The organism is Sphaerisporangium melleum (assembly GCF_014646695.1).
GTDB lineage: Bacteria > Actinomycetota > Actinomycetes > Streptosporangiales > Streptosporangiaceae > Sphaerisporangium > Sphaerisporangium melleum.
Genome location: NZ_BMNT01000012.1, coordinates 615 through 15,179, shown reverse-complemented (window position 1 = coordinate 15,179; position 14,565 = coordinate 615). Strand labels below are relative to the sequence as shown.

General features: G+C 71.0%; 14 protein-coding genes. 9 read left to right on the top strand and 5 right to left on the bottom strand.

Annotation, left to right across the window (positions count from 1 at the left end; genetic code table 11):
* Positions 1 to 46: 46 nt before the first annotated feature.
* A complete protein-coding gene (locus IEY93_RS38070; RefSeq protein WP_268241550.1) occupies positions 47 to 166 on the top strand; it encodes an RICIN domain-containing protein in 120 nt (39 codons plus the stop codon).
* A 177-nt stretch (positions 167 to 343) separates the two neighbouring features.
* Here the strand turns inward: IEY93_RS38070 and IEY93_RS12315 are convergent, their stop codons facing one another.
* Positions 344 to 1,060, bottom strand: a complete 717-nt coding sequence (locus IEY93_RS12315) for a sensor histidine kinase (protein WP_189163154.1) — start codon at positions 1,058 to 1,060, stop codon at positions 344 to 346.
* Entirely contained in the window at positions 1,057 to 1,908 is an 852-nt protein-coding gene (locus IEY93_RS12310) for a sensor histidine kinase (protein WP_189163153.1), read from the bottom strand. Before IEY93_RS12310 ends, IEY93_RS12315 begins: the two co-directional genes overlap by 4 nt.
* 381 nt (positions 1,909 to 2,289) lie before the next feature.
* Here IEY93_RS12310 and IEY93_RS12305 point away from each other — a divergent pair, with 381 nt between their 5' ends.
* A complete protein-coding gene (locus IEY93_RS12305; protein ID WP_189163152.1) occupies positions 2,290 to 3,504 on the top strand; it encodes a low temperature requirement protein A in 1,215 nt (404 codons plus the stop codon).
* A 19-nt stretch (positions 3,505 to 3,523) separates the two neighbouring features.
* Here IEY93_RS12305 and IEY93_RS12300 read toward each other — a convergent pair whose 3' ends face one another.
* On the bottom strand, positions 3,524 to 4,423 hold the full coding sequence (locus IEY93_RS12300) for an RNA polymerase sigma-70 factor (RefSeq protein ID WP_189163151.1): 900 nt from the start codon (positions 4,421 to 4,423) through the stop codon (positions 3,524 to 3,526).
* Between the two features lie 315 nt (positions 4,424 to 4,738).
* On the opposite strand from IEY93_RS12300, the gene IEY93_RS12295 reads away from it, so the two are divergent.
* Complete coding sequence (locus tag IEY93_RS12295; protein ID WP_189163150.1) at positions 4,739 to 5,470, top strand: SDR family oxidoreductase; 732 nt, start codon at positions 4,739 to 4,741, stop codon at positions 5,468 to 5,470.
* 276 nt (positions 5,471 to 5,746) lie between these two features.
* The gene (locus tag IEY93_RS12290) at positions 5,747 to 7,018 is read left to right on the top strand and encodes a glycoside hydrolase family 18 protein (protein WP_229691072.1); all 1,272 of its coding nucleotides are present in this window, start codon (positions 5,747 to 5,749) and stop codon (positions 7,016 to 7,018) included.
* 50 nt (positions 7,019 to 7,068) lie between these two features.
* Here the strand turns inward: IEY93_RS12290 and IEY93_RS12285 are convergent, their stop codons facing one another.
* Entirely contained in the window at positions 7,069 to 8,127 is a 1,059-nt protein-coding gene (locus IEY93_RS12285) for a LacI family DNA-binding transcriptional regulator (RefSeq protein WP_189163148.1), read from the bottom strand.
* A gap of 148 nt (positions 8,128 to 8,275) precedes the next feature.
* Between IEY93_RS12285 and IEY93_RS12280 the strand changes: the two genes are divergently transcribed.
* The 5 genes from IEY93_RS12280 to IEY93_RS12260 all read left to right on the top strand — a co-directional run bounded on the left by IEY93_RS12280 (position 8,276) and on the right by IEY93_RS12260 (position 13,631).
* A complete protein-coding gene (locus IEY93_RS12280) occupies positions 8,276 to 9,637 on the top strand; it encodes an ABC transporter substrate-binding protein (RefSeq protein ID WP_189163147.1) in 1,362 nt (453 codons plus the stop codon).
* A 6-nt stretch (positions 9,638 to 9,643) separates the two neighbouring features.
* Positions 9,644 to 10,570, top strand: coding sequence for a carbohydrate ABC transporter permease (locus tag IEY93_RS12275; RefSeq protein WP_189163146.1), 927 nt, complete (start codon positions 9,644 to 9,646; stop codon positions 10,568 to 10,570).
* On the top strand, positions 10,567 to 11,391 hold the full coding sequence (locus IEY93_RS12270) for a carbohydrate ABC transporter permease (RefSeq protein ID WP_189163145.1): 825 nt from the start codon (positions 10,567 to 10,569) through the stop codon (positions 11,389 to 11,391). Before IEY93_RS12275 ends, IEY93_RS12270 begins: the two co-directional genes overlap by 4 nt.
* A gap of 5 nt (positions 11,392 to 11,396) precedes the next feature.
* On the top strand, positions 11,397 to 12,293 hold the full coding sequence (locus tag IEY93_RS12265; protein WP_189163144.1) for an ROK family protein: 897 nt from the start codon (positions 11,397 to 11,399) through the stop codon (positions 12,291 to 12,293).
* Between the two features lie 171 nt (positions 12,294 to 12,464).
* The gene (locus tag IEY93_RS12260) at positions 12,465 to 13,631 is read left to right on the top strand and encodes a glycoside hydrolase family 68 protein (RefSeq protein ID WP_189163143.1); all 1,167 of its coding nucleotides are present in this window, start codon (positions 12,465 to 12,467) and stop codon (positions 13,629 to 13,631) included.
* A gap of 75 nt (positions 13,632 to 13,706) precedes the next feature.
* Here IEY93_RS12260 and IEY93_RS38065 read toward each other — a convergent pair.
* Positions 13,707 to 14,565 (bottom strand): RICIN domain-containing protein (locus tag IEY93_RS38065; RefSeq protein ID WP_229691071.1); only part of this gene is annotated, 859 nt, incomplete at its 5' end.

Genomic DNA, 14,565 nt, shown 5'->3' with positions numbered 1-14,565 from the left:
CAACGGCCAGAACAACCAGAAGTGGCGCTTCAACAGCGACGGCACCATCACCGCCGTCGGCGCCAACAAGTGCCTGAACGTCACCGGCAACGGCACCGCCAACGGCACCAAGGCCCAGATCTGGACCTGCAACGGCGCCACCGGCCAGAAGTGGACCCGCGCCTGACCCCAGCCCTGCCAGCCCCTCGCCGAGGCGACCCGCCCCGGCGAGGGGTCTTCGCTTCCCCCCTGATCGCCGGCGTTTCCCGACCGGGGTCGTGACGGCTTGAGTGCCGGGGTCTGCAACGTCGCGGCCGTTCATCATTCGTCATACCCGTGCCTGTTCGATGCCGTGAGCGGTGCATCAGGAGACGAGGGGGAGGCGGAGCACGAAGCAGGCGCCGCCATCGGCGGAGTCCTCGACGTGCATCGTGCCGCGGTGCGCCGCGGCGATGTCGCGGGCGATGGCCAGGCCCAGCCCGGCGCCTCCGTGGTGGCGGCTGCGGGCGGCGTCCAGGCGGACGAAGGGCTGGAAGACGCGGTCGCGGTCGGCCGGGCGGACGCCCGGCCCATCGTCGGCCACGGACAGTTCGGCATGGCCGCCCGCGCGGCGCAGCCCCACCTGGAGGCCGCGCGCGGCGTGCCGCCGGGCGTTGTCCAGAAGATTGGTGAACAGGCGGGTGATCTGCCAGGAAGCGGCCTCCACCATCACCGCGCGTTCGAGATCGAGCCGCACGTCACAGCCCTCGCCCCAGTGCGCCGCCACCGTCTCGACCAGGCATGTCAGGTTGACCTCCTCCAGCCGCTCGGTCGGGCCGGTGTCGAGTGTGGACAGCAGGAGCAGGTCGTCGATGAGGTTCTCCAGCCGGTCCAGACCGCCCGTCAGATGGCCGAGCAGGTCGGGCAGGTCGATGTCGCCTGGATGCATCTGCGCCTCCTCCACCCGCACTCGCAGTGCGGTCAGCGGCGTGCGCAGCTCGTGTGAGGCGTCGGTGACGAACTGGCGTTGCCGATCCAGCAGTCGTTCGGTGGACGTTCTCGCACCCTGTGCCGGTCCGTCCGGATCCTGGTGCGTTCTCATGAGGTGTCCGCGTCGAGATGTGCCGAGGCCGGGCGTGGGCCGGTGGTCTCGCGCGGGTGCCGGCCGGTCGGGGCGGCGGGCGCGTTCGCGAGGGGAAGGCGGAAGACGAAGCACGCGCCACCGGTCTCCGCCTCCTCGATGCGCAGGCTGCCCGTGTGGGAGCAGGCGATGTCGCGGGCGATCGCCAGGCCCAGTCCGGTGCCGCTCTGATCGAGACCGCGTGCGGCGGGGAGCCGGACGAAGCGCTCGAAGACGCGTTCCCGCTCGCCCTCCGCGACCCCGTCTCCGTCGTCGACGACCCGCAGCTCGGCATGGCCCTCCCGGTGGCTCACCCGCACCTCGACCAGATGCCGGGCATGCCGCTGGGCGTTGTCCAGCAGGTTGGTGAGCAGCCGGCCGATGCGGATCGGCACGGCCCGCACCACGACCCGGGTCTCCAGCCGGAGTCGTACGGCGATCCGGTCGTGCCGGTGGGCGATCTCCCCGCGGACCAGCTCGGCGAGGTCGACATGCTGTGGCCGCACGGGCGGCGCGGACTCCAGCTCTGCCAGGACGCGCAGGTCGGTGATGATCGCGTCCAACCGGTCGACGTCGCTCAACGCCCGGGCGAGCAGGTCGCCGAGATCGGTCTCGGCGGGGTGCAGGCCGGCCTCCTCCAGTTCCGCGCGCAGCCCCGCGACGGCCGTGCGAAGTTCGTGTGAGGCGTCGGAGGTGAATCGCCGGTTCCGCTGCAGTTCGCGCGTCAGGTCGCGCATCATGTGGTGGGGCGCCTGGACCGCCGGCGCGGGGCGGCCGTCACGAGCGTGGAGAGATCCGCGGTCGTACGGGGGTTTCGGACGTGTGGCCACAGCACGTACTCCTTCTGTCGCAGAGATTCGGGCGGATGCCGTGGCAAGATGGCGCCGGTCGGCGCCGCGGGCCGTCGCCGTGGACGTCCGCCGCCATCGCCTCGCGGCCGGGCGCCGCGGGCCTCGATCGGGCCGGTTCACCGGCTCCCGTGATCGGTCAAGTGCCGGGTCGGTGGGTCATCCGCTGTCATGCGGTCGCCAGCTAGGACCGGACAGGGGCCGGGTCTGTGACAGGCGCGCCGAAAGCCCTTACGCTTCCCTACCGCGGCGCCACGCCGTCACAGATCGGATCGCCGCCCTGTCTCAGTCTGGACGAAAGCGGCGAAGACACGGAGTGTGACCTTGCCACCAGCCAGCATGGGGGACCGGATCCGGATCCGGATGAGCGCTCGCCCCATCGACGAACCGCACCGCGTCTCCAGCCAGCTCGAGCTGCTCTTCGATCTCACCTTCGTGATCGGCGTCGCGGCGGTCACCGCGCGGTTCGGGCACAGCATCGGCGAGGGTCACGGCCTCGCGGGACTGATCCCGTTCCTCCAGGTCTTCTTCGCGATCTGGTGGGCGTGGATGAACTTCACGTGGTTCGCCTCGTCCTACGACTGCGACGACGTCTCCTACCGGGTGCTGACCATGCTGCAGATGGCCGGTGTGCTGGTGCTCGCGGCGGGAGTGCCGGCCGCGGCCGATCGGGGCGACTACGGCGTGGTCACGCTCGGGTACCTCATCATGCGGATGGCGCTCGTCGCCCAGTGGGTGCGGGCCGGTGTCGAGGATCCGGCGAGCCGCCGCACCGCGCTGCGCTACGCGGCCGGCATCACCCTGGTCCAGGTGGGGTGGGTGCTGCGCTACCTCCTCGCCGAGCAGGGGGCCCTGCCCGCGCCGGCGCTACTGCCGATCTTCGTCGTCCTGATCACCGTGGAGATGGCGGTGCCGTGGTGGGCGGAACGGGCGGGGGCCACGACCTGGCACCCGCACCACATCGCCGAGCGCTACGGCCTGTTCACCATCATCCTGCTGGGGGAGAGCGTCCTGGCCGCGAGCCGGGGAGTGGAAGGAGCGCTGGAGGCGGGGAGGGTCAGCGTGTCCTTCGTCGTCATCGCCTTCTCCGGCCTGGTCCTGCTGTTCGCCATCTGGTGGCTGTACTTCCTGGTGCAGGCCGGTGATGGACTCAGTGACCGCCGGCACCGTTCCTACCTGTGGGGATACGGGCACTACGGCATCTTCGCGGCCCTGGCCGCCCTCGGCGCGGGGCTGGAGGTGGCGGTGGAGCGGACCGGCCACGATGTGGCGGCCTCGTCCGTGGCGTGCGGTTACGCGGTCGCGATCCCGGTCGGGGTGTGCGTCACCCTGATCTGGGCGGTGCACGCGCTCGTCGCCGCCGAGCCCGTCATCCGTCCCGCCGCGGTCGTGGTCTTTCTGATCGTCATCGTGTCGCTGCCGCTCGCGGCGTCGTCGATCGGCCTGGCGGGCGTGGTGGCGGCGATCGCGGTCGCGTGCGTCCTGCTGGTCGCCGTCACCATCCTGGCCCGGAACCACGGCGGGCGCCGGCACTCCGGGCCGAGGCAGGGGGCCCGCACGCCTTCCCCGGCCGCTTGAGCGGCCGGATCCGGCGGGCTCAGGTGGCCGTGGCCGGCACCGTGGTGAGCTTGGCCGGGTTCATCATCCACAGCACCTGCTCGATGCCCTCGTCGGATGCGTTGACGGTGACGACCGCGTACACCTGCCCGTCCCGCGTCAGCACCGCGGACGTCTGCCCGTTCGTGCTCGCCCAGCCGACCTCGACGCCGGTCCAGAACCGGGGGGCGAACGCCTTGACGAACTTCGCCACCCGCGACGCGCCCACCACGGGGAAGCGGGCGGCGCGCGCGGCGCCTCCGCCGTCGGAGTAGCTGGTCGCGTCCGCGGCCAGGAGGTTCTCCAGTCCGGCCAGGTCGCCGGAGCGGGCCGCGGTGACGAAGGCCGTGAGCAGCCTGCGTTGCTCGGCTCCGGTCACCCGCCTGCGGCGTACGGCGAGCACGTGCTTGCGGGCCCTGCTGACCAGTTGGCGCACCGTCGCCTCGTTGGCCGCGATGATCTCGGCGATCTGCCGGTAGGGATAGTCGAACGCCTCGCGCAGCACGTAGGCCGCGCGCTCGGTGGGGGACAGCCGCTCCAGGAGCAGCAGGATGGCGAACTCCAGGGCCTCACCGCGCTCCGCGCCGAGATGCGGATCGGCGCTGGTGTCGACCGGTTCGGGGAGCCACGGGCCGATGTAGGTCTCCCGGCGGACACGGGCGGACTGGGCGGCGTTGATGGCGAGCCGGGTCGTGACCGTCGCCAGGAACGCGGCCGGGTTCTCCACGGTGGCCCGGTCGTAGCCCTGCCAGCGCAGCCACACCTCCTGCACCAGATCTTCGGCCTCCGCCACGCTGCCCAGCATCCGGTACGCGATCCCGAACAGGCGTGGCCGCACACTGGAGAAGAGCGCCAGGGCCTGCTCGATCTCCTGCCGGTCGCCCGATCTGGTATTCGTCACCGCCTTCGCCCCCCTTGGTCCGCCTCCCAGTATGCAAGCACCGGCGGACCCGGTGACCTCGGGGCGATGGCAGGCTGATCTTCGGTGCTCGAACGCCGGAGGGCCTGTACGCCTGCCGCAGGTCAGGCCGATCCCCACCGGTTCGTCGCACGGCCGCGGAAGGATCTCCGCACACGTGAAGAAAATTATGGGAAACCTGTCACAAGCCCAACGGCCCGCCTGTCTTAGTTAGCGGCCGGTTCACCCGGTACGCGGGTGCACCGGAAGGCACGTCATGCCCTCGGATCAGATCACCAACAAAAGGCAGGACTTTTCATGAAAATCGCAGTAATCGGGGGAACCGGACTGATCGGCTCGCAGGTGGTGCGGGACCTGAACGCGGCCGGCCACGAGGCGGTGCCGCACTCGCTGTCCACCGGCATCGACATCCTCACCGGCCAGGGCGTGGACGCGGCGATGGCCGGCGCGGACGTGGTCGTCAACCTGACCAACTCCCCGACCTTCGACGAGGCCTCCCTGGCGTTCTTCCAGACCTCCATGGACAACCTGGTGGGCGCGGCCGCGCGGGCCGGTGCCGGGCACTTCGTCATCCTGTCCATCGTCGGCGTCGACGAGGTGCCCGAGCTGGACTACTACCGGGCCAAGGTCCTCCAGGAGGACATCCTGAAGGCCGGCCCCGTCCCCTACTCCATCGTGCGTGCCACCCAGTTCATGGAGTTCGTCGACGCCGTCCTGTCCTGGACCACCGACGGCGACACCGTCCGGCTTCCCCGCACCCCCATCCAGCCGATCGCCGCGGCGGACGTCGCCGCCACCGTCGCCGACGTCGCGGCCGGGGCCCCGCTGAACGGCGTGCTGAACGTCGGCGGTCCGGACACCTACCCCCTGGACGAACTCGGCCGGATCACCCTGTCCGCCAAGGGCGACAAGCGGTCGGTGACCGTCGACGACGGCGCGGGAATGTTCGCCGTGGTGCACGGCGACGTCCTCACCACCAAGCCCGGCGCCCGCATCGCCCCCACCCGCTACACCGACTGGCTGAAGTAGCCGCGCGGGGCGGTACGCCGCATGAGGTCACGGCGTGCCGCGACGCTCGCGGGCACCGGCCCGGCGCACATCGCCCGGCCACGCCGTCCACGTGCCGCACGCCGGGGTGACCCCGAGGCGGCGACGGGGCGTGGCCGGGCGGGCCGTACTCCGGGCCGGAGCGCGGCCGGATGCGCGTGTGCAGGCCATTGACGGTCCGTACGGCGGACCCTACGATCCGGGAGAACTTATAAGAAACTTTCCTATGAGTATGTCCCGGATCGAGTGGAGATGGTCGTGCGACGTCCTTTCCGGCACCTTCTCACCGCAGCGGCCGCCATCGGCCTGATCGCGGTGGCCGCACCCGCGCAGGCCCAGACCCCGCACCCGGGCGGCGACCGGTTCAAGCGGGTCGGGTACTTCATCCAGTGGGGCATCTACGGGCGGAACTTCCACGTCAAGGACGTGGACACCAGCGGGGCGGCGGCCAGGCTCACGCACGTCAACTACGCCTTCGGCAACGTCGGGGCCGACGGCACCTGCGTCTCGGCCGACCCCTGGGCCGACTGGCAGCGACCCGTCCCCGCCGAGCAGAGCGTGGACGGCGTGGCCGACCAGCCGGGTCAGGCACTGGCCGGCAACCTCAACCAGCTCAGGAAGCTCAAGGCCAGGCACCCGGGCCTCGCGGTGCTGATCTCCCTCGGCGGCTGGACCGGATCCGGACACTTCTCCGACGCGGTCCTCACCCCCGAATCCCGCGGCAGGCTGGCCGCCTCCTGCGTCGGGCTGTGGCTCAAGGGCGACCTGCCCGGCCTGCCCGCCGGAACGGGTGCGGGGGTCTTCGACGGCATCGACCTGGACTGGGAGTGGCCGGGCTCGGAAGGCGACGCCGGCAACGTGATCCGTCCCGAGGACAAGCGGAACTTCACCCTCTTCGTCGCGGAACTGCGCCGCCAGATGAAGGCGCACGACCCGAAGAGTCAGCTCACGGCGTTCCTGCCGGCCGCGGAGGCGAAGATCGACGCCGGATTCCAGGTACGGGAGGTGTTCCGCGACCTCGACTTCGCCACGATCCAGGGCTACGACCTGCACGGATCGTGGGAGAACAGGACCGGGCACAACGGCAACCTGTTCACCGACCGCCGGGACCCGAACCCGGTGAAGTACAGCGTGGACGCCACCGTCGGCGCCTACCTGTCGCGCGGCGCCCCGGCCAGGAAGATCGTGGTCGGCGTCCCCGCGTACGGCCAGGGCTGGACCGGCGTGGCCTCTCCCCGCGACGGACTGTACGGGCAGGCCACCGGCCCGGCGCCCGCCACCTGGGCGCCCGGCACCGAGGACTACAAGATCCTGGCCGGCAAGCCGGGCAAGCGGTACCGCGACCTGCGGACCGGCACGCAGTGGCTGTACGACGGCAACGAGTTCTGGTCCTACGACGACCCCGCGACGCTGCTGGAGAAGGCCGCCTACATCCGGCTGAAGGGACTGGGTGGATCGATGATGTGGTCCCTGGACCAGGACGACGCCAAGGCGTCCCTGACCTCGGCGCTGCACAAGATCCTGCGCTGATCCCACGGGTCACGGCCGCCGGTGCCGGCGGCCGGTCCGTCCAGGCGTGGTCAGGTCGCCGGGGCCGATGCCACGGACTCGCGGTTCTGGAGGGTCATCGCGACGCGGTGCACCTCGCCCCTGCGGTCGGGGTCGTGCTCGCGGCCGATCTCGGTGAACAGCACCTCGACCGCCTTGCGCCCCAGCTCGTAGTGCGGCAGCGCCACCGTCGTCAGCTTGGGGCGCATCCACGCGGCGATGGGGTGATCGTCGAAGGAGACGACGGAGACGTCCGAGGGAACCTTGAGCCCGAAGTCGTCCAGTGCCTGGTACGCGCCCAGGGCGACCCGGTCGTTGAAGCAGATCAGCGCACGCGGGCGCGCCGTCCGCAGCAGGTCCCGGGTGGCGGCGAGCCCGTACTCCGGCTGCCAGTCGGGGCAGACGCGGCCGCCCGCGAGCTTGACGCCCGCCTCGCGCAGCACCTCACGGATGCCGGTGAGCCGTTCCACCGCCGCCACGCTCCCCGAGGTCACATCGCGCATGCCCGGACCGGTGCCGATCAGGTAGATGCCGTCGCGGTGACCGGCGTCGAGCAGGACGCGGGCGGCGGTGCGGCCGGCCTCGACCTCGTCGGGAAGGACCGCGGGCAGGGGAGTGGGCTGCTTGGGCAGCGCGTTGAGCAGCACGGAGGGGACGGCCGTGATGCCCTTGGGAACCTTGATGGTCCTGGTGAACATGGACGCGAAGATCAGCCCGTCCACCTGCCGGTCGTGCATGGCCTGCAGCAGGAGGCGCTCGAGCTCGGCGTCGCCCTCGGTCTCGCCGATGAACAGCATGACGCCCCGCTCACGGGCGGCCTCGAGCGCTCCCTTGATCATGTCGCCGGCCAGCCGTGAGGTGGCGATCGTGTCGGAGACGAAGCCGATCGTCCGGGTGATGCCGGTGCGCAGGCCCACCGAGACGATGTTGGGCCGATATTGCAACTCGTCGGCGGCCCGCATGACCCGCTGCTCGACGTCCTGAGAGATCCGCAGCTCGCGCCCCCGGCCGGACAGCACCAGTGAGGCTGTCGTCCGGGAGACTCCGGCAGCCTTGGCGACATCCGCCAGCGTGACCCGTCGTCGGCTCACCCGGCGACCTCCGATCGTCAAGAGTGTATTACGGGGGGTTGACATGCCGCGATTCGCCCCGTGAGACTATCGGGCGCTAACCCGATTTAGCAACGGAGCCGGGACCTCAGGCCTGCGCCGGACGTCCCATGCAGTAGAGGAGATCCACATGGCTCGTCGAGTTCGTCCGAGCAGGTCGGGGGCCGCGCTTGTGATCGCCATGGGTTTGCTGGCCGCGGCCTGCGGAGCTCCCGGCAGCAACAGTCCGCAGCCCGAGGCCTCCACCGCCTCGTCCCTGTCCGCGGCGCCGGCCTGTGGCACGGCGCCGATCACCCTCAACGCCTACTTCGAGACCGGTTTCCCGGTGGCCAAGGCGCTCACCACCGAGTTCACCAAGCAGCACCCGAACGTCACGTGGAACATCCGTGAGGACCAGTTCGCGGTGATCACCCAGAACGCCCCGCGGGTGCTGGCCGACAACCCGCCCGACCTGATGCGCCTTCCCCAGGTCTCCGAGCTGGTCAAGGACAACCTGCTGAAGAACATGGACGGCTACGCGAAGGCCTTCGGCTGGGACAAGTGGCCGGCCTCCCAGCTCGAGCAGCTGCGCATGGGCCCCGGCGGGCGGCCGCGCGGCGAGGGGTCGCTGTACGCGATGGGGATCAACTTCAGCATGACCGGCGTCTTCTACAACAAGAAGCTCGCCGAGAAGATCGGCCTGTCGTCCCCGCCGGCCACGCTGGCCGGGCTCGACGACGCGCTCGCCAAGGCCAAGGACGCGGGCATCACGCCGATCGTCCAGTTCAACGGCGGCGCCACCGGCGGACTGGCCTTCCCGCTGCAGAATCTGATGGCCTCCTACGGACCGGCCGGGCCGATCAACGACTGGATCTTCCAGAAGCCCGGGGCGACGATCGACACGCCGTCGAACCTGCAGGCCGCCCAGCACCTGGAGCGCTGGATCAAAGCAGGATATTTCCAGAAAGACGTGAACGCCGTCGACTACGCGACGATGATGAGCCGCTTCATCGACGGCCAGGGCCTGTTCATGTTCGACGGCGACTGGGAGTCGGGCAACCTCGACAAGCAGATGCCGGGCGAGGCGGGCTTCTTCCTGATGCCGCCGGCCCAGGCGGGCGGCAAGCGCGCCGCGATGTCCGCGCCGCTGACCTTCGGCGTCAGCGCGCGGGCGAAGAACGCCGACTGCGCCGCCTTCTTCCTCGACTGGGTGGCCACCGACAGGCAGGCACGCGAGATCGGCGTGGACATCGGCGGATCGCACCCGATGGGGCCGGCCGACGGTCACATGCCGGAGATCGCCGCGGACAAGGTCACCGCGAGCACGCTGGCGGCCGGCGCCGACATCGCCAAGGACAACGGCTCCATGGACTTCATCGCCAACGCCACGGGCGCCATCTACGCCAAGAGCTGGACACCGCAGCTGCAGAAGATGGTGGCCGGCCAGCAGACGCCGCAGGAACTGCTCAAGCAGGTCCAGGCCGACTACACCCGCCAGGTCGAAGGGAACTGATCGGCCATGGCACGGCCCATTCCCGGCAGATCCCCGCGCGGGCGGGCGGCCGAGGCGGCGGCGCGGAGCACCCGCGGATGGGCCGGCTGGCTGTTCGTCCTCCCGGCGCTCGCGTTCTACGTCGTCTTCGTCCTGCGGCCGATCGCCCTGACGGCGCAGTACTCGCTCTACGAGTGGGACGGCATCGGCCCGTCCACCTGGGTGGGGCTGGCCAACTACGGCAGGGTCTTCACCGACCCTGAGCTGTTCGACTCGCTGGTCAACGCCGTCAAGCTGATCGTGTTCTTCAGCGCGATCCCGGTGGTGCTGGGCCTGGCGATCGCCGCGACGATCCGGCGCATCGCCGCCAGCAGGCTCGCCCTGGTGGCGCGTACCGTGATCTTCCTGCCGCAGGTGATCCCGCTCGTCGCGGCCGGCATCGCGTGGAGCTGGCTGCTGTCGTCCACCGGCGTCGTCAACCAGTTCCTCACGCTGCTCGGCCTCGGCCGGGTGACCCGGGCCTGGCTCGGTGACTTCGCCACCGCGCTCCCGGCGGTCGGGATGATCGGCGCATGGGTGCTGCTCGGTCTGTGCACCCTGCTGCTCCTGGCGGGCATGAGCAAGATCGACGTGGCCCTGTACGAGGCCGCCCGGCTGGACGGCGCCGGAGCGTGGCGGGAGTTCGTCTCCATCACCGTCCCGAGCCTGCGCCAGGAGATCGCGGTCTGCGTCACCGTGACCGTGATCGCGGCCCTGGCGAGCTTCGACATCATCTACATCTCCACCCAGGGCGGTCCTGGCAACGCCACCATGGTGCCCGGCCTGCAGATCTACTATCTGGCCTTCTCCGAACGCCAGATCGGCATGGCCTCGGCGCTGGCCATGGTGCTCATGCTCCTGGTGATCGCCTGCGCCCTTCCCATCCAGTGGTTCACCAAGGACGGCAACCGATGATCACCGCCCGGCGGGAGGCCTGGATCGGCCGGCTGCTGCTCGTCGCCATGATGGCGGTCACGATCCTGCCGTTCCTCAGCCTCTTCGTCACCGCTCTGCACCCCTCGGGCACCTACCCGCCCGGCCTGGCCTGGCCGGGCGACCCGCAGTGGGGCAACTTCCTGCGGGCCTTCGAGGCGGCGAACATGGGCGCACTGCTCCAGTCGAGCGTCCTCATCGTGCTGGGCGTGGTCCCGATCTCGATCGTGCTCGGCACGATGGCCGGCTTCGCCATCGGCCACCTGCGGGTGATCGGCGGCCGCGTGGTGTTCCTGGTCTTCGTCCTCGGGCTGACCCTGCCGTTCGAGGGCATCATCACCCCGCTGTACTACCAGATCCGCGACATGGGGCTGCTGAACACCCGCCTGGCGATCATCCTGCCGCTCATCGGGCTGTTCATGCCGTTCAGCGTCTTCTGGATGCGCGCGCACTTCGTCAACATGCCCCAGGAACTGTCGGAGAGCGCGCGGATCGACGGCGCGAACGTGTGGCAGCTGTTCCGGCGGATCCACGTCCCGCTGGCCATGCCGGCGATCTCGTCCCTGGGCATCCTGCTGTTCCTGTGGACCTGGAACCAGTTCCTGCTGGCGATCGTCCTCGTCGACGATGCCACCAAGCGCACCATGTCCGGCGCCCTGGGCGCGTTCCAAGGTCAGTGGGGCACCGACATCCCGCTCCTGTGCGCGGGGTCGCTGCTGATCCTGACCCCTACGCTGGCGATATTCCTCATCTTCCAGCGCCGTTTCGTCGCGGCCCTGCTCCAGGGCTCGCTGAAGGGGTGACCTGAGTGAATCCGGAGCAGCCGCGCTACGGCGCGATCGAGGCGGGCGGGACCAAGTGGGTGTGCGCCGTCGCCGACGCCGGCGGGCAGATCATCGCGACCGACGTGATCCCGACGACGACCCCGGCGCAGACCATCGGCGGCGCCGTGGCGTTCCTCCGGCGGCACGGGCCGCTCGCCGCGGTCGGCGTCGGCACCTTCGGCCCGGTCGACCTGCGGGCGGGCTCTCCGTCCTACGGCCACATCACGACCACCCCCAAGCCCGGCTGGGCGCACACCGACGTCGTGTCCCCGCTGCGCGAAGCGCTGCGGGTGCCGGTCGGCCTGGACACCGACGTGAACGCCGCGGCGCTCGGGGAGTGGCGGCGCGGAGCGGGCCGCGGGCTGGACACCTTCGCATACCTGACCGTGGGCACCGGCATCGGCATGGGTGCCGTGGTGAACGGCCGGCTGCTGCACGGTCTGCTGCACCCGGAGTTCGGCCACATCCGCGTCCCGCACGACCAGGTCCGGGACCCCTACCCGGGCGGCTGCCCCTTCCACGGCGACTGCCTGGAAGGGCTGGCCTCCGGAGCGGCGATGCGGCAGCGGTGGGGACGGCCCGCCGAGCAGCTGGACGATCCGCGGGCCTGGGAGCTCGAAGCCGACTATCTCGCCCACGCCGTCATGAACCTCACCTACACCCTGTCCCCCGAGCGGATCGTCATCGGTGGCGGCGTCGCCGGGCACCCCGGCCTGATGGCCCTGGTCAGGGCGCGGGTGCTCGACCTGGCCGCCGGCTACCCGGCCGCCGAGGCGCTGACCGTCCCGGCCGCCGTGGCGGAGTACGTGACCGGTCCCGCGCTCGGCGGCCACTCCGGGATCACCGGGGCGGCCGAACTGGCACGCGCGGCCTCCTCGTGACCCGCAGACCGCGGCCGGCCCGATGCCGGCCGCGTACCTCACACCTCGAGAGCGAAAGCGAAGTTCACCGATGGTCACAGCAGGACGGTTGATCGCCGCGGGCGGTCCGGTGACCGGAGCCGGCCGGCTCCGCAGGCCCGCCGGTGCGGGGCGCCGAGGGCAGGGCGCCGCGTGAGCGGTGCCCGACCGGCGCGCTGGACCGGCCGGCACCTCGACCTGCTCGCCGAGACCGGCGCGACCACCGCGCCCGTCTTCGATCCCGCGGCCCTGCCGCGGATCCTGCCCGGCCACGATCTGTGGGACCTGTGGCCGATCCAGGAGGCCGACGGCTCGGTGAGCGTGGCCGGCGGCCACGAGCTGTGGATGTCGCTGTCGGCGCGCGCCACCGGTCACCCCGAGGAGCGCCACGACCGGGCCCGGATCCGGCTGCTCGCCAGGAACGGCGACACCTGGCGGGACCTGGGCGACGCCTTCGCCGACGGCGCCTCGCCCGGCAGCCGCGAATGGTCGGGATCGGCGGTCCGCCGCCCCGACGGCACGGTCTCGGTGTTCTACACGGCCGCCGGACGGCGTGGCGAGGCGCACCCGACGTTCCGGCAGAGCGTCGTGGAGACCCGCCCCGCGCTGATCACCGGCGGCGACCGGATCGTGCTGCGGCGCGACGCCGCGCACCGGGAGATCCTCCGTTCCGACGGCCGCATGTACCTGCCGGCCGACGAGATCGACGGCGCACCGGGGCAGATCAGGGCCTTCCGCGACCCGGGCTGGTTCCGCGACCCCGCCGACGGGCGCGAGTACCTGCTGGTCGCCGCGTCCACCGCCTGGGACGGCGGCTTCACCGGCGCGATCGCCCTGGCCGAGCAGCGGGACGAGGGCTGGTCGCTGCTCCCGCCGCTCCTGGTGGCCGAGGGCGTCCACCACGAACTCGAACGACCGCACATCGTCGTCCACGGGTCCTGGTACTACCTGTTCTTCCCCGTGCAGCGGTACGGCTTCCACCCGGCCGGCCGCGGGCCCACCGGGCTGTACGGCTTCGCGGCGCCCAGCCTGACCGGGCCGTACGAGCCGCTCAACGGGTCAGGGCTGGTGATCGGCAACCCCCGGGCCGAACCCGACCAGGGGTATGCGTGGCTGGTGCTGCCCGACCTGCGGGTGGTGAGCTTCGCCAACCACCGGTCGGCACCGGGCACCGACGATCCGCGATCGGCGCCGGCCGCGCAGGCGCGGGCCGGCTTCGGCGGCACGATGGCGCCGATACTCGACCTCACCCTGGACGGGCTGACGACCTCCGTCGCTCCGGCCGGGACCGGCGCGCGGAGCCCCCTGGCCGGCTCCTGACCACAGAGCCCGCGAGCACAGGTCTTCGCCGCGACCGGTGGCCGGTCGCGGCGAAGACCTGTGCCGGTCAGGCCGTCACAGGTTCGTGATGGTCCACAGGTTGTTGCCGTTGGTGTTCGGCGCCCACATGCAGAGGTTGGAGCCCGCGCCGGTGCTGCCCATGCCGTCCAGAGAGGTGTTGGTGCCGCGGTTGATGATCTGAATGCGGCCGCTGCCGGTGTCGTTGAGCCGCCACTGCTGGTTGTTGTTGCCGCTCCAGGCGCTCTGGCGGCAGACGGCGCCGTTGGCGGTGTTGCCCCAGCTGTCGGCGACCATGCCGTTGGTCCGGTTGACGATGCGGTACCAGCCGCCGCCCAGGTCCACCAGCTGCCACTGCTGGTTGTTGCCGCCGTTCCAGGCCCACTGCTTGAGGTTCGAGCCGGAGGCGACGTTGCCGCCGCTGTCCGCCGCGAGGCCGGTGGCCACGTTGGTGATCCGCACGTAGGTGGACTGCTGCGGCGGCGTGCCGGTGCCGGTCAGCCGGTAGGTGCGGCCGGCCTGGCCGGTGAGCCTGACGACGTCGGTCTCGGGCTTGGTGACGGTGACGGCGGCGCCGGTCGTGGTGTCGACCACCTCGTAGGTGCCGGTGAAGATCCGGTTGCGCACGTTGACCGTGCCGTCGCGGTCGAACTTCACCAGGATCTCGGTGGCCGCGCCTGAGCTCCACGTGGTGTCCACGGTGTAGCCGCCGCGGCCCCGCAGACCCTGCACCTTTCCGGCCGGCCAGGCGGACGGCAGGGCCGGCAGTACGTGCAGTTCGCCGTTGTGGCTCTGCAGCAGCATTTCGGCGATGCCGGAGGTGGCGCCGAAGTTGCCGTCGATCTGGAACGGGGGGTGCAGGTCGAACATGTTCGGTGCGAGCCGGGCCGTCGTCACCAGGAGACGGATCAGCGTC